Origin of the sequence: Ruminococcus flavefaciens (assembly GCF_900108555.1) — a bacterium.
GTDB classification, from domain to species: domain Bacteria; phylum Bacillota; class Clostridia; order Oscillospirales; family Ruminococcaceae; genus Ruminococcus; species Ruminococcus flavefaciens_P.
Genome location: NZ_FNWV01000007.1, coordinates 155046 through 180567 on the forward strand (window position 1 = coordinate 155046; position 25522 = coordinate 180567).

Annotated in this window: 13 protein-coding genes; 3 read left to right on the top strand and 10 right to left on the bottom strand. The window is 43.2% G+C overall.

Annotation, left to right across the window (positions count from 1 at the left end):
• Positions 1 to 44: 44 nt before the first annotated feature.
• A complete protein-coding gene (locus BLW60_RS10925; protein ID WP_074717281.1) occupies positions 45 to 1769 on the bottom strand; it encodes a substrate-binding domain-containing protein in 1725 nt (574 codons plus the stop codon).
• Positions 1770 to 2080: 311 nt separating this feature from the next.
• Between BLW60_RS10925 and BLW60_RS10930 the strand changes: the two genes are divergently transcribed.
• Entirely contained in the window at positions 2081 to 3364 is a 1284-nt protein-coding gene (locus BLW60_RS10930) for a hypothetical protein (RefSeq protein ID WP_074717283.1), read from the top strand.
• Positions 3365 to 3578: 214 nt separating this feature from the next.
• On the opposite strand, the gene BLW60_RS10935 is transcribed toward BLW60_RS10930, so the two are convergent.
• The 4 genes from BLW60_RS10935 to BLW60_RS10950 form a co-directional block, all read right to left on the bottom strand.
• Positions 3579 to 7286: a lectin like domain-containing protein gene (locus BLW60_RS10935; protein WP_074717285.1), complete on the bottom strand. Its 3708-nt coding sequence runs from the start codon at positions 7284 to 7286 to the stop codon at positions 3579 to 3581.
• A 298-nt stretch (positions 7287 to 7584) separates the two neighbouring features.
• The gene (locus tag BLW60_RS10940) at positions 7585 to 9030 is read right to left on the bottom strand and encodes a sensor histidine kinase (RefSeq protein ID WP_074717287.1); all 1446 of its coding nucleotides are present in this window, start codon (positions 9028 to 9030) and stop codon (positions 7585 to 7587) included.
• A complete protein-coding gene (locus BLW60_RS10945; RefSeq protein WP_074717289.1) occupies positions 9020 to 9694 on the bottom strand; it encodes a response regulator transcription factor in 675 nt (224 codons plus the stop codon). Before BLW60_RS10945 ends, BLW60_RS10940 begins: the two co-directional genes overlap by 11 nt.
• 179 nt (positions 9695 to 9873) lie before the next feature.
• Positions 9874 to 11124, bottom strand: a complete 1251-nt coding sequence (locus BLW60_RS10950; protein WP_074717291.1) for a carbohydrate-binding domain-containing protein — start codon at positions 11122 to 11124, stop codon at positions 9874 to 9876.
• Positions 11125 to 11496: 372 nt separating this feature from the next.
• Here BLW60_RS10950 and BLW60_RS17350 point away from each other — a divergent pair, with 372 nt between their 5' ends.
• Positions 11497 to 12492, top strand: coding sequence for a dockerin type I repeat-containing protein (locus BLW60_RS17350; RefSeq protein ID WP_074717293.1), 996 nt, complete (start codon positions 11497 to 11499; stop codon positions 12490 to 12492).
• Between the two features lie 44 nt (positions 12493 to 12536).
• Here the strand turns inward: BLW60_RS17350 and BLW60_RS10960 are convergent, their stop codons facing one another.
• Positions 12537 to 13535, bottom strand: coding sequence for a dockerin type I domain-containing protein (locus tag BLW60_RS10960; protein WP_074717295.1), 999 nt, complete (start codon positions 13533 to 13535; stop codon positions 12537 to 12539).
• Positions 13536 to 13578: 43 nt separating this feature from the next.
• Positions 13579 to 16239, bottom strand: a complete 2661-nt coding sequence (locus BLW60_RS10965; protein WP_081348219.1) for a CotH kinase family protein — start codon at positions 16237 to 16239, stop codon at positions 13579 to 13581.
• Positions 16240 to 16830: 591 nt separating this feature from the next.
• Here BLW60_RS10965 and BLW60_RS10970 point away from each other — a divergent pair.
• Positions 16831 to 19710, top strand: a complete 2880-nt coding sequence (locus BLW60_RS10970) for a carbohydrate-binding domain-containing protein (RefSeq protein WP_074717299.1) — start codon at positions 16831 to 16833, stop codon at positions 19708 to 19710.
• A 102-nt stretch (positions 19711 to 19812) separates the two neighbouring features.
• On the opposite strand, the gene BLW60_RS10975 is transcribed toward BLW60_RS10970, so the two are convergent.
• From BLW60_RS10975 to BLW60_RS10985, 3 genes are all read right to left on the bottom strand, one after another.
• A complete protein-coding gene (locus tag BLW60_RS10975; RefSeq protein ID WP_074717301.1) occupies positions 19813 to 22821 on the bottom strand; it encodes a glycoside hydrolase family 9 protein in 3009 nt (1002 codons plus the stop codon).
• A gap of 311 nt (positions 22822 to 23132) precedes the next feature.
• On the bottom strand, positions 23133 to 23633 hold the full coding sequence (locus tag BLW60_RS10980) for a hypothetical protein (protein ID WP_207645936.1): 501 nt from the start codon (positions 23631 to 23633) through the stop codon (positions 23133 to 23135).
• On the bottom strand, positions 23608 to 25287 hold the full coding sequence (locus tag BLW60_RS10985; RefSeq protein ID WP_074717305.1) for a glycoside hydrolase family 11 protein: 1680 nt from the start codon (positions 25285 to 25287) through the stop codon (positions 23608 to 23610). The genes BLW60_RS10980 and BLW60_RS10985 overlap by 26 nt, the downstream gene beginning before the upstream one ends.
• Positions 25288 to 25522 lie beyond the last annotated feature (235 nt).

A 25522-nucleotide genomic window follows, 5' to 3' on the forward strand; every position in this document is an offset into this window, starting at 1 on the left:
CCCCTAAAAAACGCAACTTACATATTGAGAATAACGGATAAAAGTCATGATTCCGCAAGCCTTTTCTTGAAGCTCTCGCCGTACATTCTCGATACATGGAGCTCCTCTTTGGTGGAAAGAACGGCAAGAAGAGTACGGTTGAAGCCGTTTTTGTATCCGACTGTACGTTTCATATTTATAAGTGTGGAACGGGAGATACGGAAGAAATCCTTTTCCGAGAGCATCTCCTCAAGCTCGAACAAACGCTGCTTAATTTCGTATTTTCCGCTTTTAAGAGCTGCAAACACCTTCTTTTCGCCTGTTTCAAAGTACAGTATATTTTCCAGCGGTACTTTAGTTATCGAGCCTTTATTCACTACCATTACCGCAGCAGCCAGTTTCTTGGCATCAATGTCGTTGCGGATAATATCCGTTTTCGTGTCGGTCTGTGTATTCTGAGCGTAGTCTGTACACTGCTGACGTACACGGAGCATTTCAACGCCAATGGCTATCCTGTTTGCGAATTGTTTAGCGTGAAGCGTATAAACGTTAGGCTCGGCGTAGCCGATGGTCATGAAGCCGTAGACACGTTTATCAAAAGTCAGCGGCATTACGTGGACATTCTGTATAGCTCCGAATGAGAACATATCCGGATATATGTCCACAGCGCGGAACATAGCCGTTTCACCGTTTATAAGATAGTCCTTCAGATAGATACATTTTGCATTTTCATCGTCCTGTTCTGTAAGATTTACGCTGACGCTTATCTGATTGCGGATAAGGTACTTGTGGTTTTTGATGAAGTGCGAAAGCTCCTCCTGCGAGCGGACTTTGTACAGCTTTTCCTCGAAGCAGCTGTTTCTGAACTCCATATCAGCTTTCTCCTGTTTATGCAGCTCGTCAAACTTTGCGCGGACATTCAGCTTGCTTTTTCTGCCGCAGCCGCAGCTCTCACCTGTAATGACACAGTGCTTCTTGGGTTTGAGCTGTTCTGCTTCCTCACCTGTTATAAGGGAATGGAGCAGTGCCACAGCTCGCTGACCGCAGAAATGAGTATCGGCTGTAAGAGTAGTTATAGATACGGCAGAGTTTGAAGCATACGGCGAATCGTCAAATCCCGTAACGAGTATATCCTCGGGAACGCGGAGTCCCACGAAGAAGAGCTGCTTTATCAGTGCGTATGCTATCTCATCGTTGAGACAGACGATAGCATCAGGCTTTTCTACAGTGCCGTATGCGATATCCTTTGCAAGAGCTTCCGCCCCCGATATCCAGTAGCCGCCGTAGAGGAGATTTTCCTCGCCGCAGGGCAGTCCGTATCTGTTCATAACTTCAACAAATCCGTCGATACGTTCATCGGCGATACTCTTTTCGCCGCCGAGACAGTATACAGACTTGCAGTCGTGTTCTGTAATGAGATGCTCAACTACTTTTTCAAAGTTTTTCTGATTTTCCAGACCGATGACATTTGGCAGCAGATTTGACTGACCTATAACGACTACAGGACATCGGCAGTTTTCGCGCAGTGATCTTTCAATAGGCGGTATCAGGTTCTTATGAGTTGAAAAAGTGTGCTCTACAAAAATAACACCGTCGTATCTGTCATAGTCGATAAGGCTGTATATCCATTCCTCATTGTGGGTATACAGTTCACTTGTCTGAGGCATAGAGAACGTAAATGTGCGGTATCCGTAAGCGTTGGCTTGGTTTTGTATCCCGAGGATAAAACCGTCATTATGATCGTTTTTAAAGTCTGAAAATATTACAGCTATTGATTTGTCTGCTGGCATAAAAACGCCCTCCTTTGTGTTTTTGTAGTAGAAAGATAAATATATAATGTATAAGAAGCAGTAATTTATGACGAAGTGTACATTTTGAGTGACGAACTGCATATATTGTCAGCTTGTCAAATGGCTGGCAGCTTAGTTTTGATTTTGTACATTTCGTCGCAGAAATCTGCTTTTTGTCGCGGAAATCAACGTCTTATCCCGAAAATATTGAGTTATTCGGCGCGGTATGATAAACTATGATCACAGACAGGGAACAAAAAGTTTCCTGACAAACGAAAAAACTATATCAATACAAATGGAGGAAAAACACTATGAAAAAACTGGCAAAAGCTATCGCAGCTATATCTGCTGCAACAATTCTCGCTATCCCTGCAAATATGACAGCATCTGCTTATCTTGTGGATACAGGCAAGTCATTCAGCAATCCGCTGATAAACTATGACTTCTCAGCAGGAAGAGGTCAGCAATGGCAATATGAGTCACTTCAGAAAGACATTCCTGTGCTTTCAAAGGTAATTCTTGAAGCTAAAGGCAAGTACACTTACTATGCAACTACTGACACAAGATGTAATGAATACGGCAACTGTGATATGTTTGCACTTCTGCCTCTTGAAGTTGCGACAACTTCAAAGATCAATAATGCCCGTCCCTATGTGGATAATCTTTCTGTAAAGACCAAAGCAGGAAATTACTACGCATTGGTAATGGAGTATTCAGATGTTTCAAAGACCGATAGCCACCGCAGGCGTCCAAGCATTAAAGTTAACGAAAAGGCTTGTGATTACGGACTTAGAATGCTTGAAGGTCCATATTTACAGAATATCCTGAATAACTTCTATATTGACCACCCGGAGGATATCACTTATTACAGTGTAACAAACGGCGGTTATACAGGCAATATTTACCTTGATAATTATTATGTTGCAGGAATGAGGCTTTCAAGCTCAGACCGCTATACAACATTTGATGAGCCTGTTCTTGAGGAGAAGCCCAACGGAAACGGATTCCGTACAAAGATAACATTCCATATCAGTGATCCTACTCCTGATCCGACTGTCTATATGGGAACATCGGGTTCTACATCAGGCTCACGCACATTTGAGTTCCTGAAGAACGTAAAGCTTACCTGTAACGGAGATCAGTCCTCAGCTGTAAAGGATTATATCAAGGTAGGCGGTATTTCAAAACAGACCATAGCTGTTCCATGCAGCGATTATCTTGGATACTGTGATAAATTTGAGGGAGTTATCGGCTGCCCGCACATTGAAAGACAGCTTAAAGGAGTTACCCGTGAAAACTTCCTTAATAACAAGTTCAATGCATATAAGCGAGTAGGTAATACTGTTTATATCTACACAGGCAAGAATTCAGGTATCGGCGATCGTGACTGGTTAAACGGTTCAGGCAGCACAAAGTTTGAAGCATTCTTCCGCTGCGGCGGCAGAGATATCTTAGGACATTGCGATGATCTGAGAATATACCTTCAGAATTCTACCACAGTATGCTTCTATTCAGATGCCACACCTACATCTGTAGGTACTCAGTATTATTCCATGAGTGCATCTACTCTCCTTAGCAGGCTCGACCGCGGCTGATAAAGCAGGATAACATAGTCAGATAAATACCTTAAAGCAGTCTGTAGCGATACAGGCTGCTTTTCATATTTATGATATCACGTTTTTTGACTGTGTGTCAATGCAACTTACACCTTTGAATATGCATCTTACCGGATGAAAAAAGCAACTTACTTTTAATAAAAAAGGACGGCAATTGCCGTCCTTTTTTTGTGAACCCACCTATTTTATCAGCTTAGAATAAGCTGCTGATGATATCGAGCCAGTATCTGAGGCTGTTGATAAACAAATTGAGTATCACATCGCATACAGAAGTAGTTTTTGTATGTACCAAGTCTACATATTCACCGTTCTCGTTGTGACCTGTGCCGTCCATAGGGTCGACAGTGTATGTTTCAACGAATACTCCTTCATTTTCATCGCGGATAGAGACGCAGACATTTCCTTTAAAATCTGATCCGGCAAATGCTCTGTAATTGCCCTCGCCGTTTTTACTGATGAAATCATTCAAAGCCATTTCTTCAAGCTGTTCGTATGAATAGAATTTCACACTGTTCCTTTCTGTGTTTTGGATATAAGTCAGCTTTAAAGTATGACCGTCATCTGCATCATCTGTCCATGTAAGTATTATGCCGTCTTCTGCTTCCTGAGTACGGAAGAATATTTTTCCGCTATTGAAATATGCAATACCATAGCCGTCAATAAAACGGCAGCTGAACTCTAAGTCTGTTCCGAACTGAGCATCATAGTATACAGCTGTTTCATCGTTTCCGCTGAACCAGAAATAACCGTCAGAGCCCGTACCGCTCAGGTCGTCACATCTCCAGAGGCCTTTTGCGAAGTGTTCCGACTCTGCCATAACAGGGTTATACAGGTCGATTTTCTCGCCGTTTTCGTCAGTACATTCACCTGTCAGGCGATCAATGCGATAGAAAGGTATTACAGACATCTGATCGAGATAGTACGGTTTGTCAACGTAATGAAGGATAACGTATCTGCCGTCTGTGATCTCCATATCTATGTATTTATTACGCTTGCAGGTCATTGCTTCGTAATAATCGGAAACAAGCTGCATTATCTTGTCGTTGCTAAGGTAGTTAAAGGTCTCGGGAGCTGCGTCGGAGATGTATTCAAGCTCGGTCGTCATGTTGTGGATATCCTTAGTAACTGCCTTGTCCTCCCAGATAGTAACGATTTTCTTTTCAGTATAGCCATAGTCATAAGTGATCTGTAACTGATCGTTTACAAGGCTGAACTGTGCAGGGTGCTTTGTATCTGAATACGGATCAATGATAGTGCAGTCCTTTCCGTTGGCATCAAAATAGATGTAGTACAAAAAGCCTGCCTGATTGGAAACGCTCCATATACCCTGTCTGAAAGAAGTTACACCTGTATCCTGCGGAACGTTTTCAAGGTCGATCAGATTATTGTTATCATCAATACAGAGCAGTCCTCCGTTATATGAATGATAGTTTATTTCTTTTCCGTTTTCGAGCTTCACATTAATGATAACTTCATATCGCTCGTATGAAGCTTCAACAGATATGGGGGCTTTTCCTGTTACTTTTGTCACGTATTTTTTGGCGAATTCGCAAAGCTGGGGATTTGAGTAAAAAGGTACATTTTCTTCGCCTTCATACCATAAGTCTAATGTATCTGTTTCTTTGTTGTCCCAGATTATAGATGCGGTATTATTGTTTGAAGCTACCATGCCCTTGCGGACAGAACCTTCACTTGCAACAGTGAGCTCGTTATCTGCCATTGTGTAAGAGAAGTCGGTTCTTTCGCCTGTTATTCTGTCGATACAATAGCCTGTCCTGCCGTCCTCATTGAAATAATACCATGCGGCTGCATTTCTGAGCACCCATGTACCGTTTGTGAATGAGTCTGCACATTCTCTTTTTACGTTGAATGTATATTCAGTCGTTTTAAGACCTTCCTGCTGTGCAGTAAGCTTTATTGAGAACGGATAAGCTCCGCACTTATATGTACGCTCTTCATAAGAACCTGTAACATTTTCGCCGTCAGTAAGTGTACCTGTCATAGTAGGGAGCAGAGTGAGCTCGTCTGCTCCAACAGGTATGATTATATCTGCTCCATTGTCGATATCCACATAGAATTTATCTAACCCAGAGATAGCGAGCATATTGATTATCTCAGCGTGTTTTTCGGAATAGTGCTTTGAGAAAACATTGTCCTCATTGCCCTCTGCATATGCAGAGATAGTCATATCCTTCTGAAAGCTAACAGGAGCAGTATAGAGCTGATAATCTCCGTTGTCCACAGAATAATAAATATCCTTGCCGTCAGCACAGCTGAGTGATATCTCAGTTCCTGGGGCAAGTGCATCGCTGTATGTTGAGAAATGCACAGCACCCTCGTCGCAGGTCATAGCTCTGAGACAAAGATTGCCTGTGAGGTATTCGGAATCATAGTCATAGCTTTCATACAGATCGGTCCAGTTCTGTCCGTCTGAACTGAAAAAGCTTTGATTATCGCCGAATGTTTTCATTATCCTCTCTTCATTTACAAGCATAGATGAATTAGTGAGGTTATTGTTAAAATCGGAATTATATAAAGGCTCTCCATGGTTATTGTATGAGAATTCACAGGCTATATGATATCCCTGAGTACCGTTAATCTTTGCAACAACGGCAAATGTTTCACCTTCGCCGATATGAACAGGTTCGGCAAGGGTTATTGTCTGATAACCTATGTGATCAAGTGTGCCTGTTGTGGCAGTATGAGCCTCGCCCGATGTAGGCACATCAGCATCGGTAACGCCTGTATAAACAGTTATTTCGTATTCATCATCAGGCACACAGCAGTTCAGCATAACATCTGTTATGAAGCCGTTTTCTTCTGCTGTATACTCATTTGAGATATATGTACAGGTATCGCCGTCCTCGGATATACCGAACTGACCGCTGACACCGCAGTCATCGTATGAATACAGATGATCGTGCATCTCGGCTCTTTCTTCTTCAAAGAACTGCATCTCATCAATAGAGTTATCATAGTAGGATACCCAGTAAAAGCCGTTATCGCCCCTGTCAACGCCCCAGCTGTTTTTTACCAGCCATGCACCGTTCTTTCCGGGGGAAGTATTGAAGTTGTCGGCAGGATAATCGTCGTCATAGCCAACGATTATAACAGCATGGTCAGAACCGCAGCTTGATTCGTTATATATTGCGGAGTTGAAATAGTTATATGACTCGTCCTCGGAAAAACGCATTGAAAGGTATATCGCATGACCTTCACATACCGCACGTTTTGCTGTATTGAGGTTTGCGTAGAACAGATCAGAGTCGGTTATCCTTTCATAGGTCGTATGATCGTAAAAATCAATGCAATGAGCATCTGTCACATGAAGCACTGACTGCTGCTGCAATTCCTTTCTGGAAAGGTCAGATGTGTATTCCTCATCGTATGGCGCAGCAGCTTCGGAAACTGCGCCTATCCAGTTTGTTAGCAGACCAAGAGCATCTCCTGCATTTGCTCCGCTGCCGAATTCGATGGAACCGTCGCCGTATTCTTCCGATACCATATATGTACCGAGATAGCGTTCCGAAAGATCTATATGCGGATCTTCTGCCATTCTGTCTGTTTCGAGAGAGCCGAGCATAGCGTGTGCCCAGCAGGTACCGTAACCGCCCTGATTTTTTACAGATGAGACAAGTCCTTTTGTACGCAGGTCGAATTTCGACGGAAGTTCATAATCATCTTTTTCTGTCTCTGTTGATACAGCGATATCAGCCTGTATCGAAGTCGGGGAAGGGTACAGGTGCTGAACTTCTGTATCCTCATTTGCTTCTTCCGTTATCTCGGCAGTATCGGATACTTCGTTTTCCGTATTCTCATCAGCAGCAAAAGCAGCACATGGTGTGTATGGAAGTGTCATTACAAGACCTGACAGAAGTGCGATAGTTTTCTTCATTTTCATACTTAATATTCTCCTTCAAATTTATTCTGCAATAGTTAGTTGTTATAAAGTGGATAATTGTGTATAAGATCGATCGTACATATAATACAATCGTAGCAAAAAGATGAAATGTTACGTATTTGAGAAAAATTTTTTCTTCAAATTTTTTTGATGCGCAAATTATCCTGATATATAGCGGATATTCCAGCATGAAAATTTATCGGTAAAACAAAAGCTCGGGCAATGCCCGAGCGAACAAATGATATTATTATTACTGTCATAGTGTCTGCGCGTAACGTCCATGAATTGCAGTGACAGCCTACTTGTTAAGAGGCAGTGATATCCTGAATAAGCTTCCTTTTCCCTGTTCGGATCTGGCTTCACACTTGCCGTTATGGAGAGTAACTGTCTGCTTTACGATAGCCAGACCGAGTCCTGAAACGCCCTTGCCCTGACGCTGACGCTTTGTGTAGTATTTATCCCATATACGTTCAAGCTCTTCGGGAGCAATCCCCTCGCCGTGATCGGCTATTTCAATAACCGCATTATTATTCTCGGATTTCAGTGTTACACCAATCCACTTATCCTCACCTGCGTGACGGACGGCATTGTCCATAAGGTTGTATACAGCTCTTTGCAGGCGTGAAACATTACCGCGGATATGTATATTCTCAGCGATATTCCGTTCAAAGACATATCCGTCCTTAGAATGAAGATTTTCAAAGCTGTCGGTGACTGAATTCACGACCTCGCTAAGGTCAACCTCTGTCATTGCAAGTTCTGTATCGGTCATCTGCAATTCGGAATACTCAAGTATCTCATTAACGAGAGCCGTAAGCCTGTCGGTCTCCTCAACGATGACCGCAACATCTTCCGCACACTGTTTTTCGTCCTCACGGGAGATATCTCTTATCATTTCCGCATAACCCTTTATCATCGTGAGGGGAGTACGCAGATCATGTGAGACATTTGCAAGAAGTTCGTTCTGGAATTCCTGCGACCTTTTCAGTTTATCCGCAGTATTGTCAAGAGTATCGTTCAGCTCGTCAAGCTCAGAACAGAAGCCCTCACGGAAAGGAATATCACTGTCTTTGTCGCCAAGCTTATGAGCTTTTTCTGTGAGCTGAGCAACAGGGCGCGAAAAGCTCCTTGACATGAACCACGCAAGCACAAAGCCGATGACGACAGATAAAAGAGTCACCCACAAAAGCTGTACACGGATTATCCTTGCCGTTGAACCCACTGCGTTAAGTGTCGTACCGATATAAAGCACAGCTTTTCCATCATTGCCGCAGAAATCTATATATCTTCCGTAAACATACAGATCATCGGTCTGCAATTCGGCTTCATTGCTGTCAGATGAGAGGAGCTTATCCAGAAACTCGCCGTAGTTTTCAGGAAGCTCCCTGTAATGTCCGCGCTCATCTTTAAGATCTGCTTTCATACCATTGAACTCAATGTCTCGATTTCTGTGGATCTTCTTGTATTCGTCTGAGGAATAAAGTATATTCCCATAAGTATCCGTAACGAAAACAAGTACCGAGTTATTACGTGAAAGCTCGTCTATATATTCGGTTATATCGCCGGAATTGCTCTGAGAAGCTATTTTATCGGCAGCCCTGACGGTATTGCTTATGACCATGCTATTGTAGAAACGCTGCAAGAATACGGTCTGCAAAAGCCACAGGACAGCGAAGATAACAGCAGTGAAGAATATAAAGTAGCCCAGCAGTTTGCGCTGGAAAGTCCTTGCTTTAGATCTCAAATTTATATCCCACCCCTCGCATGGTCTTGATACAGTCACGGTACTGACCTAATTTGCTTCGCAGCAGCTTTATCTGCCAGTCAACAGTCCTGTCAACGCCGAAGCTGTCATATCCCCATACCTCATTCAGTATCCTGTCACGGGAGAGCACAACGCCCTTGTTCCTGACAAGAAGCAGAAGAAGAGAATACTCCTTTGCAGTAAGATCAGCCTTTTCGCCGTCAACTTCAACAGTCATACCCAATGTATCTATTACAATGCCGCCAACACTTATGATACGTGCTTCTTCTTTTATTTCAGGCTTTTTCTTATGGCTCAGAATTACCTTGATACGCGCCATGAGCTCCATAGGCGAGAAAGGTTTTGTAACGTAATCGTCAACACCTACCTCAAAGCCGAAAAGCTTATCGAACTCAGTACCTCTTGCAGAAAGCATGATAACGGGGATATCCTTGAATTCCTTTATCTTCTTGCAGGCGGTAAAACCGTCGGTATCAGGCATCATTACGTCCATTACAATAAGGTCGAAATCTTCATTATGACAGGCATCGATAGCCTGCCTTCCGTCAGAAACAGTCACGATATCGTAGCCCTCGCGCTGAGCGTAGCGGCTTATGAGCGTAACTATATTAGGCTCATCATCGGCAATAAGTATCTTAGGCATAGCACACCTCCGCAGTATTATTGTTAATATTATACACGAAAAATGCTCCTTTGTAAATAACGCAGGAGCATTTTTGCTTAGATGTTATGCCTGCCGCCATAACATATTTCATCATGTTGTCTTGCAGTTTGCAAATGCTTTTGGGCAATACTGCTTCAGTCTGTATTTTGTGATGGTTTTCAGAATCTGCCGCCTCTGCCACCGCCGAAGCCGTTCATATTGCCGCCCATGTCACCGCCCATTCCGCCGTGCATACCGCCGCCCATCATGCTCTGAGGTATCTCGGACACTTCTTCACCGTTGATGATTATAGTACCGCCGTTGAATTCGGCTGTTTTGTCATAGTCGAACGATGACATCTGAGCTGTAACGTTTATTGTACCGCCGTTTACGTAGATAGAGCCGTTCGCGTCGATAGCGTCTGTATCGCCCTGACCGACCTCAACAGTGATGTAGCCGCCGTTTATCTCGATAGCAGTTTCGTATGCATTTGTATTTGCGGAAGCGTTTATGCCGTCATCAGTCGCATATATATTTATATCGCCGTCATTGATGAGTACGTATGTAGCTTCGAGTCCCTCAGAAGCTGTGATATCGAATGTACCGCCGTCTATCTGGAGCAGTGCGCAAGCCTGAATACCATCGCTCTTGCCGTTGATATTGAATGTACCGCCTGATATTGTGATAGTACCCTCGGTCTCGTCATTCTCACAGTGGAAGCCGTCCTTGTTTGTTGAGATATCAAATGTACCGTCGCTTACCGAGATAGAGTCGTTTGCTTCAAAAGCGTCAAGAGCAGACTTAACATTGTAAGTACCGCCTGTTATCTTCATATCGGCCTTTGAAGTGATACCGTTGCCGTAATATGAAGTAACATTCAGTGTACCTGTTCCGTTGAGAACAAGATCGTCCTTTGAGTATATAACAGCATCTGTATTTGTGTCGCCGTCAGATGTGAACTGACCGCTGACTGTAAGTGTGTTCTCACTGTCTGTAGTTGTAATGAATACCTTATCAGCTGAAACTATATATATTGCAGGGAGATCATCGTTTGTAATGCTGACTCCGTCAAGAACGAGCTGTACCTTTGCGTTTTCATTAGCTTCTACTCTTACAGTGCAGTTCTCGGCAGTTCCGCTTATAGTGTATACGCCCTCTTCTGTGATGTCAATGGTCGTATCGTCAGAAACACTTATGTTTTTTGCTTCGCTTGTATCGGCAGTCTGCTCAAGCTCACGCTCAGTATAAGTTACTTCTTCAATGTTTGAAAGCGGCTGTGCAGCGGCTGTATCTTTTTCCTCTGATACAATAGCTGTTTTTGTCTTGCTATCAGATGAAACGCTTATGTCTGCGTTGTTATTGCTTCCGCAGCCTGTTACTGCTGCTGCGAACATTGCTGCAATAAATGAATACATATATATCTTTTTCATAATAACTCTCCTTTTTAATACATCGGGTGTGGTTTTTGTTTCTATGTCTGTATTATACAGGAGCAGTTTGTAAGTTAAATGGAGCCTGAGTGGAATATCTGGGGAGTAATGTGGAATTTCAAAACTGTTTTGTGATAAGTCTGTGAATTAAGGAGGTATCAGCTATTGCTGACACATTAATACTTATGCAGTCCTGAGCTTCGCGCTGAAATCATATCCTTTATATATAGGAAGAAAAGCGGCTTTTCCGGACTCCAAAAAAATTCAAAAAAATTTTTGAAAAGCTGTAACATTTGATATTGGTGTTCCGAATGTTGTTTATGAAAGGTCGATCTTAAAGATTTTATGAAAAGAATTCGGAGGAAAATTAAAATGAAAAATATTGTTACTATTATGGCTGCCCTTGGCATTATGTTTACATCAGTTCCCGTTAGCACTGCTTATGCAGCAGACGCTGCTCAGACTTCCGTAGTATCGGAAGCTTCACCTGCAACAACAGACATCGAGCATCTCGCAGGTCAGTGGAAATATCAGGCATCAGATACAGATCTTTATGTAAGTATAAGCCCTACAGATTACGGAACTTTCGATATAAATAAAGACGGAACATACACTTTTACAGACAATAACGGAAAGAAAACATCAGGAACAGTTAAATTCAGCGTTGAAACTATCGGCGGTACACCTTTCCAGTGCATAAGCCTGTATGAAGGTCAGGAGAGAATGTTCGGCGGATATTATCACAGCGATGATCCCGACATCATCTATCACGGAAACAACCACTTCTCACGTATAATTCGCAAGGAAGCAGCTGAAGCAAAAATGTCTGATTTCGTAGGAAGCTGGAAGTATCAGGAATCAAACGGCAACAGCACTGTTGATGTTTCTGCAAAAGATGCAGGCAGCATGGAAATAAATGCAGACGGCACATATAAGTTCACAAAAAATGACGGCGTTGCAGAAACAGGCAAGGTTTACCTTGGCGATGAAACTATAGGCGGCACAGTATTAACTACACTCAGATTTTATAACGGTTCTGAACAGAAATTTTCAGCTACTTATCTGTCAGAAAGACCTGACGAGCTCCACATCGGCAACGGCGGTATGATGCGCCTTGTTAAGGAGTCCGCTGCGGCTGCAAAGGTCAAGGGCAACGGCGATGCAAATTGCGACGGCAATACAGATATGTCCGACGTAGTACTTATCATGCAGGCATTATCCAACCCAAACAAGTACGGTACAGAGGGAACAGCTGCCGAGCATATCACCGCAGCAGGCGTTAAAAATGGAGATGTAGACGGTGACGGACTCACTGTAAATGACGCACTTCAGATACAGAAATATCTCTTAGGAGAACTCAGCCTTTAAGTTAATGATCACAAGCACCGACCATATGGTCGGTGCTTTGGCGTTTATTGACTTTTTATATATTCTTCCAAGGGTAATACATCTTCTTCTGTGGTTGAAGCATACGCATAATAAGCGAGTATATTCGATGCATCGATCGCATTTATTGCGCCGTCATAGTTTACATCAGCAGCAAGCTTTTGCTCATTAGTATATCCTGGGTTCTTATTTGTAGACGTAAGTGCATAATACGCAAGGACTGATGAGGCGTCTATTGCATTGATGAGTCCGTCGTTGTTTACATCACCAAGATCATATTTGATCTTGATTTTTTTCTCTCCTATGACCTTGATATAGCCGTTGTAGATACCTTTTGTGAATACGTAGGTCATCTGTAGTCTGCCAGCGTCATCCTGCTCCGTATTAATAAAGGTATCAGCGGCTATTCCGTCATTTGTATATGAAATGCCAAATGGATAGAGCTCGCCTTGTTCGGCAGTTTCGGGAACGATAAAATCAATGGTGAATAAACTGCCTTTAGTCAGCTTGTTCTCATCTGAATATGCATAGAATACAAGCTGTCCTTCTTCCACCATTGCAGAGCCAGTTGTGAAGTCCTGCACTGCCTTTCCTGCGGTTATTACCTCGCCATTGGAGTTCTCCTTTACAGTCAGACGGGTATCATAAAAGAAGTGGAGCTTGATGCGGCTGACAGGTTCAGTTGCACCTGTTATGCTGAAATATACACGCTGGACAGTACCCTTTGCGTATTCGGGCTCAAGTCCGATCTTGTCGAAATAAAGCATTATACCGCCTTTATAATCCTTTGGATCGATTTTCGGCGAATTCCATTCTCTGGGCTGTACCCAGCTTCTGCGGTCATATGGCACTTCCTCATCGTCCTGGCAGTTAAAGGGATTTTCCGTGACAGACTCACTTGCTGCAGCTGAGGTCAATATTGAATCTGTTTTTAAGATAAGATAGGGGAAACAATGGAAAAGCGAGAATACAAACGCAAAACTTGTAATTGCTGATATAAACCGTTTAAAGCTCTTCTTTTTCATATTGGACCTCCTGTGTAGCACGTAGCAGACTTTTAAATAAGAATTATTCGGTCGGCTCGAGACTGTTTATTATCCTGAGCAGATATTTCTGTATTTTCAATGCGTCATTTCCTGTAAGTCCCTTGACTGTTGTATCAACATCTGCCTGTATCTTGCCTTTTTCGGTTATAGCACTTGCCGCTGTTCCGCTCACGTCATACTTATTAGGATTAGCGATCGACTGCATTATCAGTACAGCGTCGGAAAGATCGACTTCACCGTCGCAGTTGGCATCGCCCCAGAGCAATTCCGTGATCTGAGTATCAGGAGCGTATACCGCCTTTATGACAACATTGCTGTCGACAGGTTCAAGAACAGCCTCAGCACTTGCCGCGCTTCCAGATGTAAAATCAGCACCGCTTATATCCCAGCGCAGGAACTTATATCCCGACTTCGGAACAGCTTTAAGCGTTATGGGCAAGCCCTGCGAATAATCACCCTGCCATTTGCTTTCAGCACAGTCAAGAGTAAGCGTATTGAACTGTATACAGCCCTGATCGGCATTATTGTCCAGAGTTACCTGATATGTTTCACTGCTTACCTTGTCGCCAAGGTACTCGATAAGCTGAGATTTGGCATATTTGGCACGTACCTTCCAGTAATCACGCAGTCTATTGGTCTCGAATTCAAACTTTCCTTCCGCATCGGCATCAAGTTCACCTTCGCTTGTATAACATTCATATGAGAAGCGGTCAAAGGTATCTGCCATTGGAGCTTTATACACTGAATACAGTTCTTCGAGCCTTCGCAGAACGTTGTCAGCTCTGTAGTTTTCATTGCAAAGATCGAAATATATTCGCATGAACTCGGTACGTGCTTTCTCGCTTTTGTTGAGCATATCAAAAAGAATATCGTAGTTCCAGCCTCCCGACAAGGTCTTTGTCTCGAAGAGGTTATCCGCTTCGGCAGAACCGCCGTAAATTCCCTGACCTGATTCAGTATCATACAATACAAGGCGCAGCTTACCGTCAGCATAGGGATTAGTACTGTCAACAGTTCTTGTTTTCCAGAAAGCAGTATTATTGAATCCCGAGTCCACATTGCCTATGATCAATTCCACAGCCATATAGTTCATAAAGCCTTTCATGTCTATGATCTCGGCGAAGTTATCGTAGATATCACCGCTGTCAGTATTGTATTCAATATCGCTGATCTGTTGGTAAATATCCATTATCTCGGTATCATGCGGTGTATCACTTTTGACACATATTACATCATTGCTTTTGACCTTGTAATGGTCGGCGATGAATTCCTCGTCAATTTTTTCTGTAATATTATAAAGTCCCCAGAATTCACCGTCAATGAATAAAACACATTCTGTCTGCATCAGTGTTCCGAAGTTCCTGTCTGCTGCCAATTCCTGATTGAGACGATCATGAAGTTTGGTTTTTGTATCATTGCCTCCGTTTCGGAGCGATATGCTGTCAAATGAATCAATAACTTTTCCTTTGACATTTTTCAGCTTACCGTTAAAGAAGTCATGATCCATTTTTCGTGGACCGTATTCACTTCGCGCATTTAAAGTGAAGCTCTTTTGCGCTGACTCACGCGACGTGCCTCCGCGTATACGTATACCGATATTCGCACTGTACGAAGCCTTGCCGTTCTCAAATACAGTTATATTTGCAGGACGCTCCCATTCTTTTCCGCTCATTATATAATTTGAAAGACCGGATTCAGAATCGGCTCCTTTTCCATTTACATATATTCCTTTTTCGTAATCAAAAAGATTGTCGGGATCGGTCACGAGAGATATAACGCGCATATTTCTTGTGTAATCATTTTCGGGATACCCTATGAAATATGTATTTGAAACTATCGGACTTATATTACCCTTAGTATCTTCCGCGATTGCTCTGACTATCATTGCCTTGTCCACAGGCTTTTCGGGAGCAGTATAATCACTGAAATTTACGTCGGTTATTGCGGAATACACATTCTCTTCCGATGACTTGTCATATACAGATATGGGAGACTCATAACGCTTTGAATTTACTGTCGGATCACTGCCGTCAAGTGTATAATAAATGTTATATCCTTCGGGCACAGAAAGAGAAAGCTTGAAATCAGTGTCATAGAAGCCGCTCCCCTGTGAAAAACTCGGCGTGGGAACACTTATCATAAAGCCACTTTCAGGATTTGAACTATCGGGAGAAAGCTCCTTCATCACTCCGAAGCTGTCACTTCCGTCAGGAAGCCTGCCATATGAGGTATTATCCGCAAGTGCAGGTATCTCGATATATTCGATCTTATTGCCATTTGCATCTGAAAGCAGCAGGGTGTCGCCGTTTTTTGAAAGTCCGAACTTCGTTCCTTCTATTGCGGTATCATCTTTCACATCGCAGTACACTACATAAAAACCGCCTGCCGCAATTACAGCATTCTCAGGGAAAACGTATTTATCAGGCGTATCCACATCATCGGAGAGTGAATATCCGCTCAAAGAGACAGCTTTATCGGTGGGGTTATAAAGCTCCACAAAGTCATAGAAATTGCCGTCAGGTGCAGCGGCAGTGGTATTTTTCGTGCAGATCTCATTGATAACTACGGCTTTTTCATTATCTGCACCAGTTGTAAGAAGCGGTACATGATCTGCAAATGTAAAAGCTGTTATTATCATGCAAGCCAATGCTTTTTTATAAGCTTTAGAAATATTAATATCCATAATTCAGTTATCGAAGCGTTTTTCGGAGTTCGTATGCCTGCTGAGTATGATATGTTCGGATTTCACAGGCGATACACGAATGGGTATACTTATGCTTGTTTGCTTTTATTGTTGATATCTTCATATTATTATCTCCTTTAAGATTTTTTATATTAGACCAACAACATGGCTGCCGCTGTTTTTACACCAATATTATACCTTATATCAAATTAAAGGTCAAGCAGTTATACGGCGTATTGACTAAAACACAGTTATAATAACCGCTGACTTTGAAAAGGCAGAACAAATATTAGATAAGAATTCCGTTAACGAGGAAACGGGTGCTTCAAAAGACGAAATTAATCAACTCGACCAATTGCTGATACAAAGCAATGAAACCAAATACATATTTAGTCCGCATACTCGACATCTCCTCCATTGATGTAATTGATCTAATCAAATCATCGCTGCGCAAGTTTGAAAATTGCATTTTTTCTACATACTATTCCGCTATTTAAAGCCTTTTTTAGATAAAGTTTAAGACTATTTTAAGAATAGCGCGTTAGTATGTAAATGCATTTATTGTTATTTTATTTTTAGGAGGATGAAAAAATGAAAAAGAAAAACATTCTTGCAGGCATATTATCTGCCTGCATTGTCGGCTCAGCATCAGTCCTGACTCTCACAGGCTCAGCAGCCGACAAGCTGTACGGCGACGCCAACTTAGACGGCTCGGTCGATATGTCGGACTGCGTTCTTATTATGCAGTCGCTGGCTAACCCCTCAAAGTTCGGCACTACAGGTACAGATGAAAAGCACCTTACCCTCGACGGTGCAGACCTTGCCGACGTTGCTGACCGCGGCAACGGTATCACCGCAAATGACGCCCTCTCTATCCAGCGTTATCTTCTCGGCACAATAAAGAGCCTGCCCGAGAGCTTCGCAGAAGGTGGCAATGGCGACAGCTCCTCAAATGACGAGACAAGTACCAAGATACATCTCAAGGACAATGCTGTAACTGTTGAAGGACAGTACGCTGTGGCAGACGGCTCAAAGGTCACTATCTCTCATTCGGGAAGCTATACTATCGACGGAACTCTCTCTGACGGTCAGATCTACGTTGAAGTTCCTGATACTAAGGCTGATAAGGATACGGTCAAGCTCATATTCAGCGGAGTCAACATCACAGGCAAGAGTGCTCCTGCCGTATTCATAAAGAATGCTGACAAGACCTCGATCACGATCGCTGACGGCACCGAAAATACTCTCTCTGACGGTACTGCTGCATATACGGGCGATAATGAGAAATCCGCCGTTATCGAAGCCAAGGACGATCTTACAATAAAGGGCGGAGACAAGGGCACAGGAACACTTACCATAACCGCTAACGTTCAGCCTGCTATCGAATGTAACAACGATATCAAGTTCACAGGCGGTATCACAAGCATTGATACTCTCAACGAAACAGAACCAAATGACGCAGTAAAGGGCAAGACCTCGGTTACAGTCAAGGGCGGCAAGCTCTATATCGACTCCAAGGGCGACGGTATCAAATCAACAAAGGGCAATGTTGATCTTGCAGGCGGCGAAGTTGTCATCAAGTGCGGAAGCGACGCTGTACAGGCTGAGACAGCTATCAACATCAGCGGCGGTGATATTTCTGCCTTCGGTGATAAGGGACTTACAAGCGCAGGCACTATCAGCATCACAGGCGGCGAGCTTCTTGCAACAGCAACAGACTGCCAGTGCGAGAACCTCACCTCAACAGAGCAGAATACACTTATGTTCGACTTTGTCAAGGAGTGGTCAAAGAACAATCCTGTTACCATAACGGATTCTTCAAATAAGGAGCTCTTTGACAGGAATACGAGCAAGAAGTTCAGATATGCAATAGTTTCATCATCAAAGATAGGCAGTGACGAGTATAAGCTCTTCACAGGCGGAATAAAGATGAAGCACAGCACAGGCAGCACCTTCAAGGCAGGCAAGCCTGCTTCATACAAGGAAGTCAATAATGATATGGAGAACGAGGAGCAGCTCTACAGCGAGCTCTTCAGCCAGAAAAAGATACACAAGATCGACGTCAAAATGGACGAAGCAAAGTGGGAAGAACTTCTCAAAAACGCAAGCAAGGAGGAGTGGAACCCCTGCGACGTTATTATCGACGGCGAGGAATACAAGAATGTCGGTATCAGAACAAAGGGCAACAGCTCACTTATGATGGCTCAGAACGGTAAGTACAGCTTCCGTATCAAAATGGACAAGTACGATAAAGAAACAAACTACCACGGTCTGACCGAGCTCTGCATGAACAATATGCTCATGGACGCTTCATGCCTCAGAGATATAATCTGCTACAACGCAATGTATGAGGTAGGCGGTGTTGCTCCTCATGCTGCACATACAGATATGTACCTCAACGGCGAGCTTTACAGCTTCTATCTGCTGGCTGAGCAGCCGGGTACTACAGTTGCAGAGCGTTATGCTGTAGATGATGATTCTGTACTCTACAAGGCTACAGAAAGAGCAGGCAACGGCGGCGGCTGGGGCTTCGGCGGCGACAGCTACTGCTCATTCACAGAGAATATGACTCCCGACAGATTTGATGTTAAATTCGGTAAGGACGATGAGTACAAGCACATAGTTGATATACAGAAAGCTATCAACAAGCTCACTCCTACCGATTACAAGTTCATTGAGGACGTTATCGACGTACCGAGCTTCCTCAAGGGCTTTGCAGTAAACTCTATCTTCTGCAACTACGACAGCTATAACGGCTCACTTGCACATAACTACTATCTTATGTACTCAGGCGGAAAGGCATATTTCGTAGGCTGGGACTACAACCTCTGTCTCGGCAACTTCACAGGCGGCGCAAGCTCAGTAACATCTGATATCACAACAAGTCTCTATCAGTCAACTGTTGAAGACCGTCCGCTTGCAAAGCTTCTTCAGGTGCCCGAATATTATGATATGTATGTGGACATAGTAAACGAGATCATGGACTACTACAGCGATCCCGAGTCATATGTTGCTGATTATGCAAAGAAGATACGTTCACACGTAGAAGCTGATCCCCGTGCGTCATTCACAATTGATGAGTTTGATGTAAACACCTCAAAGAGTGCCGAGGGACTCCAGTACAGCGAAGAAGATACAGGCATGGGCTGGGGCAACTGGAACGGCAACGGCGAAGGCGGCGGCTGGCAAGGCTTCGGCGGCGGTGACGCTAACGGAGGAAACGGCGGCTGGCAGGGCTTCGGCGGCGGTGACGCTAACGGAGAGAATGGCGGCTGGCAGGGCTTCGGTGATGCAAGCTTCGACTGGGCTAACGTAGATTGGAGCAATATGGACTGGGGCGACATGGACTTCGGTGATATGGACTGGGGCAATATGGACTTCGGCGGCGGAATGTTCGGCGGCGGTCAGACCTCAGTTGTTGACTTCCTTATCAAGAGATTTGAGATTATACGCGAAGCACTCGAAAAATGATCGGCATATTGCTGTAAAGCGATAATACCGATAAAATAGTATAAAAAGACGGCTAATGAAGGCTTTAAAGCTTACATTAGCCGTTTTTTGAATATTAATTTATCAGTCTATACTCAGTCCAAGTAATATTTTCTGTATGTTCAGCGCATCACCAACAGTCAGACCGTCACCGTTCATATCGCCGTATATTTCGCCCGGCTTTGTAAGATGAGTTTCAGCTGTGCCGTTTATTCCGTATTTATTCGGATTTGCAAGAGCCTGCATGATAAGGACCACATCGCTCATATCAAGCTGACCGTCACAATTAGCATCGCCTTTCATTCCCATTGGGAGAGGAGTGTCAACTGTTACGACAGAAGTTGTGGTTACAGTTGTTGTGGTAGTCGTCGTTGTAGTGACAGAACTTGTAACTGTAGTTGTTGTAGTTGTTTCTTCGGGAGCTTTCCCTAAAATGTCCTCAAAGAAAGACAGATCCCATACCAATCCTGCCTGCCAGTCAAGAGCAGGACTGTTTACCGACCATGCCTCAATGGAATCGGCATAGCTTTTCTGCGGAGAGGTCTTATCTGGAGCAAGACCGAGAGAGCGTACATACATATCAGCTGCCAATGTATAAGGACCGCCTGCCATAATTCCGTCGGGAGCTTTGGGAAAGTCCTTGTCGAGCTCATATCCCCAGTATTCGTCAACAGGATTTTGGGCATGATATGAACCGCAGCCTGTAACATACGAGAAGCCAAGGGCGTTTCTGCCGAAAATATAGTCCACAGCCTGTAAAGCACCGTTAAGGTATTTTTTATCGTCCGTTGCATCGTAAGCGTACGCCATTATCAGAGCATTATTTGTGATCGTACTGTTAGAGCCAAGACCGTAGCCTGCATATGACTCTTGCGGATAGGTGTATGGATCAAGCCACTGGATCTCTTTATACGGAACGCCCATACCATTGGTTTTCGTATCGTTTTCAAGATCAAGATACTTATTTGCGGTATCCGTAATGTTTTTCTTTATTGCTGCTTTATCAGCATTTTTTGTTTTATCGCTGAGGTAAAGCGAAAGAGTTCCGCAGCCCACCTTATTGTTTCGGTCAAATGCAGAGAATATACCTTGGGATTCAATCATAGGAAGATAAAGCGGAATATCCAGAGCAGAGCAATCTCCGATATTAACTGACGTTTCCTTTCTCTTGTAATCCTTCAGATAGTCATAGTAAGTTTCGTCACCCGTAGTTGCAAAAAGCTCACAGGCTGCCCAGTATGCTTCATCTTCAATATCAGAATTATATGAATCAGTATCGTGATAGGAAGTAAACGGAACAAAATGAACATCTTTCTCCCATGCAGCGTCACTGAATTTACCCGGTTTGTATTCAAAATCATCTTTGTATTTCATGATAGCTTCCCATGATCTTTTTGCATGGTCAAGGCATTCCTGCGCAAAGTCATCATCAATGCCTTTCCACAGACGAGCTGCCTGTGCTGCGCAGGCTATCATGTTAAATGTAGCACTGTATGTAGGCGGACAGATGAGACGCGGCGACAGTTTTTCATCGATGTAATCAAGGGGAGCATACGGTACAGGCTCACTCCAGAGGTTCCTTACCCTGTCATAAACAAAATCACCGTATTTTTCGCCCCATATGCTGTCCTTTTCGGAGTCAACGATCATTCTGAACATGAATTCAAGTTCATATCTTGCCTCGTCAAGAATATCGGGAGTATCGGCACAGTTTACAGTTCCGTTTGATATGCTGTACTCGTTTGGGATAGACATAGTCCTGCCGTCAGCCCATTTGCCGTCGGTTCCGTTTTTCTTTGACCTTTCGTACATATTCTGGAGAAGCCATACAGCATTACCGCCGCTTGAAATGCTCTTGCAATGATTTTCTGGATCATACCAGCCGCCCGAAACGTCCAGAGAGACTTTTTTATTTATATCGGCATTATATTCATAACCATAGTATTCTTTATACCATATCGGCTGAACATAAGCCGTGTCAGTTTTTATAAAATCCTTATGGGCGACTTTATTTTTGTCACCCGAGGTCACATACTTCGCCTCAACATCAGAACCCGAGCGTTTCTGATAGTAGTAATTGAGTGCGTTTCTGAGTGTGTTTTTATAGATATCATCACCTATGCTGAACTCATGACTGATGTGTTTACTGCCGTCCTTTTCATCGTCCATAACTATGGTATATACACCCGGAGTATCGAACTTTGAGAAATCAACTATATGGCAGTATTCTCCTGCCATCTCGTCATATCCGGCAGGTTCGCTCTTGCCTGTAAATACGGTCTTTCCGTCCTTGTCCACCAGCTTGAAATCGATAGATTCTTTATCTTTTTCGGTAACATATGTAGCTTTTTTGTCAGCTGTTGTGTAATATCCGAGCTGATTAATACGTACATCGTTTTTGGGAATAGTTAAGCCGTAATTGCTGTCACCTGTCCAGCCGCAGGTCGCAGCACCCGGATCTTCATCACAGGTAAGGCATTCGATAGACATATCATCGAACCATATCTCATCGCCCTCCTTAGCATTGCCCTGATACTTAGTACCTTTTGCATACTGAAATGTCCACTGACATCCTTCAATATCTTCGGTAGGCTTGAATATTCCCTCAATGGTCTGCCATTCGGTGGTGAGTTCCAATGCCCTTAACGCCCATTGACCTCCCATATGAGGTCCCATGTGCATATTCGATTCTTCACCGTCAAGTACGAAGTATTCTTCAAGATCGTTTAAAGTACCGATGAATGAGCAAAGCTCCATGCCATATCTGTTTCCCTTGACTTTAAAGCTTACTTTGTACTCATGACCTTTTCTGAAATTGAGACCTCTGTGTCTGAACTGAAGATCCCACTTTTCATGTTCTGAGCCTTCGGGAACACGGATCTGTATATGGTACGCCCCGTCCTCGATGTTAAAGCTTTGCTTTGCAGGATTTGATGAACAGATGTGCCATGGCAGAGACTTGTTTTCAAACGAAGTTTCGCCAAGTACCTGAACCGCTGAAGCAGGCAGGGGAGCAATATAAGCAGATGCTGATGATGCTAACATTGCCAGTGACATGATGCCTGAGATGAATTTTTGTGTTTTCTTATGCATTTTAAACCCTCCCTTATAAATATGCATTGTATAACTATTATATATGTTTATGAGAAAATAGTCAAGTTTTTGTAAAAATCAGTATAAGATAATTTTGCAATGCAGCCATTAGCTGTTAGCCGAAGGAGTTCGCTTACGCTCACATTTTTAAAAAAGTTATGCATCCTCAAAAAACGCTCGCGTAAAGCAGTGATACCCATATAGAAATTTTTATGCTTATTATTGAGAGACACCCTTTTGAAAAAGGTTTTTCCCCGAGTAATAACTATAAACTTCTGTATGAGCATCGCTGCTACACGCGAGCGGCTTTTTTATTCTGCTTTTGTCTTGTCAAAGAATGATAATTCCTCAAGATCAAAATGTCCCGATGTATTGTCAGTACTTAATTCAAATTGTATTTCGCTTGGTTTGGCATCTTCCATGCCATAATACTTCAGTATCTCTGCAAAGTCAACTTCTCTTTCAAAGCTGCATGGTACGCCGCATTCAATGGTATTTTCTGTGGGATATAGCCAGTACACAGGTTCAAATATGTCGCTTTCCTCAGTTCCCTTATCAACGTAATACTCTGTGCCGCCAATAGTTACGCGCTCCATATCGTCAGCTCCCGATAACCACCTGAGCCTTTCTTTTTCATCTGCACCGTCCACAACTAACACATTGAAGTTTTGACCGTATTTTATAAATCCTGCCGTTAGTGTAACAGTAATAGCATGGTTGGTGCTGTCGTTTTTAAATACCTGATCATCAGTTACAGCCTTTCCCGAATACTTTACGCTCAGCTCGTCATAGCCGTGATGATAATGCCTCATAATTTCTGACATTTTCCCATTCTGCCATAAATGTACCATTTTCACGGATAGCCGTTTTTACAGCTTTGGCATTGCCTCCGTAAGCACTTACTATATGAGCTGTACCGTTAACTTCTTTATTGAAATTACCAAGATATAATTCCGTACCGATCTCAGGTTCGGGGATAGACTTTTCCTGACCGAGAACGAAACGTGTAAGAAGTACCAGATCACTTATATTGAGCTTGCAGTCTCCGTTGATATCGTGAACAGCATCAATGGAGAAATCACCTGCATCAATGAGTTCTTTTCTCAATGCGATGATATCGAACATATCAACTGAATTGTCATGGTTGATATCTCCGCGTACACGATCGCCTGACGGATTTATTATCTCATTATATTTATCCGCTTCACAGATATAGAGATCATCGGCACAGAAATCCACAGCGTCGTTAGCTGTTATGGTAAGATAGGCTTTTGTAAAGCGATCAGCGGCTACTGAAAAATGGAACGGCTCTACAGACACCCAGCGTCCTGCGGGAACGGTCCTGCTGTATTTGTCAGCGAAAAACCTGCCTCTGGAATTGTTCTCGAACATGACCTCAAAATCAAAGCTTACAGCCTTGTCTGAATTCTGGAACAGCTTTATGCCGCTCACAAGATCATCGCTTCTGAAATCATACGGATCTATCTCATACATAAATGTGCGTTTGTTATCGCCCTCAGCTGATACGAGCACCGAACGCTCACCGCTGACAGAACGTTCATCACTGTATGAAGCCTGACAGTCTTCATCGGCTGTACCGACTTTTTCATCAGCATTCTCAAAGTCGAGATATACTGTTCTTCCTTCTTCGTCAGGTTCAGCAGGTCCATGCTTTTTATATGCAAAATCAGGTCCGTAATTCAACTCGGGAGTGATCTCCTTTGTTATGTCGAGAGAGTTCAGCTTGACGCTGCCGCTGCTTCTGTAACATTCGACATCGAATCCGATATTATACATATATCCAAGCTCAAAGCCTGCCTCGGACCACGCCTTAAAATGGTCAGCAACATTGACAGTATTTTTGATATTGCAGGTGCCGTCTATCTTTTCGGCTTGATTTTCCCTTGCAACGCTATAGTAAATATATTTCGGCGAGTTATTATCGCCAAAGCAGACCATCTGAGCTATGATGCTCCTGTAAATGTCATATGTAATGCCGTTTGATTCAAATGAGCCGTAATTTTCGTCATCATTTCCCCGGGGACGCCAGCTTCCCCAGCTGTCAATGATATAGAAAAGCTTATCAGGATCCTCCATACGGCCGTAAATGCCGCAGAAATTGTTCTGTCCCATATAGTCGATATCCGCATCATATGTCACATTGTATTCTTTCAGCTGAGATGCAAAAATATCTTTTCCTTCAAAGGCTTCACCTTTCATTGCATAAGAGTTCTCAATATTGCTCCAGCTGGCGGAAAAACCGTTATTTTCAGTGTTTTCGTAATTGATTTCTCCTATGTAGTTCTGCTGCCATATCTCATAATGATAGCCGTCTATATCTCCGTACTCAAAAAAATCAGCTGCATATACCTTTGATGAAGATATGACCGACGGCAGATTTACTGTACCCAGCAGACAAAATCCTGCTGTCAGGGCAGCTGCTGTTCTGGCAAACGATCTATGCATAATAATTCCTCCTCACTGAAAAAACAAATCAAATTCTGATATAACATATCCTCTTTTCATGCTATCATTTTTATATGGAAATGACAAATCATTTTTTGCTAAAAATCGGCGTAATGCCGCCCATAAAGATCTTTGGCTCGTCTGTCATTCCGAGAATATCACGATCACTGTCAGCCCTTTCATGCTAAATCTTTGCAAAGAAACATAATAAAGAAGCGGCTTTGGTCATTTCACC

Excerpts from the sequence above, each read along its gene's own strand:
- BLW60_RS10925 (WP_074717281.1), bottom strand. The coding sequence starts at position 1,769 with ATGCCAGCAGACAAATCAATAGCTGTAATATTTTCAGACTTTAAAAAC.
- BLW60_RS10950 (WP_074717291.1), bottom strand. The coding sequence starts at position 11,124 with ATGAAAAAGATATATATGTATTCATTTATTGCAGCAATGTTCGCAGCA.
- BLW60_RS10970 (WP_074717299.1), top strand. The coding sequence starts at position 16,831 with ATGAAAAAGAAAAACATTCTTGCAGGCATATTATCTGCCTGCATTGTC.
- BLW60_RS10965 (WP_081348219.1), bottom strand. The coding sequence starts at position 16,239 with ATGGATATTAATATTTCTAAAGCTTATAAAAAAGCATTGGCTTGCATG.
- BLW60_RS10935 (WP_074717285.1), bottom strand. The coding sequence starts at position 7,286 with ATGAAAATGAAGAAAACTATCGCACTTCTGTCAGGTCTTGTAATGACA.
- BLW60_RS17350 (WP_074717293.1), top strand. The coding sequence starts at position 11,497 with ATGAAAAATATTGTTACTATTATGGCTGCCCTTGGCATTATGTTTACA.
- BLW60_RS10960 (WP_074717295.1), bottom strand. The coding sequence starts at position 13,535 with ATGAAAAAGAAGAGCTTTAAACGGTTTATATCAGCAATTACAAGTTTT.
- BLW60_RS10975 (WP_074717301.1), bottom strand. The coding sequence starts at position 22,821 with ATGCATAAGAAAACACAAAAATTCATCTCAGGCATCATGTCACTGGCA.
- BLW60_RS10945 (WP_074717289.1), bottom strand. The coding sequence starts at position 9,694 with ATGCCTAAGATACTTATTGCCGATGATGAGCCTAATATAGTTACGCTC.
- BLW60_RS10980 (WP_207645936.1), bottom strand. The coding sequence starts at position 23,633 with ATGAGGCATTATCATCACGGCTATGACGAGCTGAGCGTAAAGTATTCG.
- BLW60_RS10985 (WP_074717305.1), bottom strand. The coding sequence starts at position 25,287 with ATGCATAGATCGTTTGCCAGAACAGCAGCTGCCCTGACAGCAGGATTT.
- BLW60_RS10930 (WP_074717283.1), top strand. The coding sequence starts at position 2,081 with ATGAAAAAACTGGCAAAAGCTATCGCAGCTATATCTGCTGCAACAATT.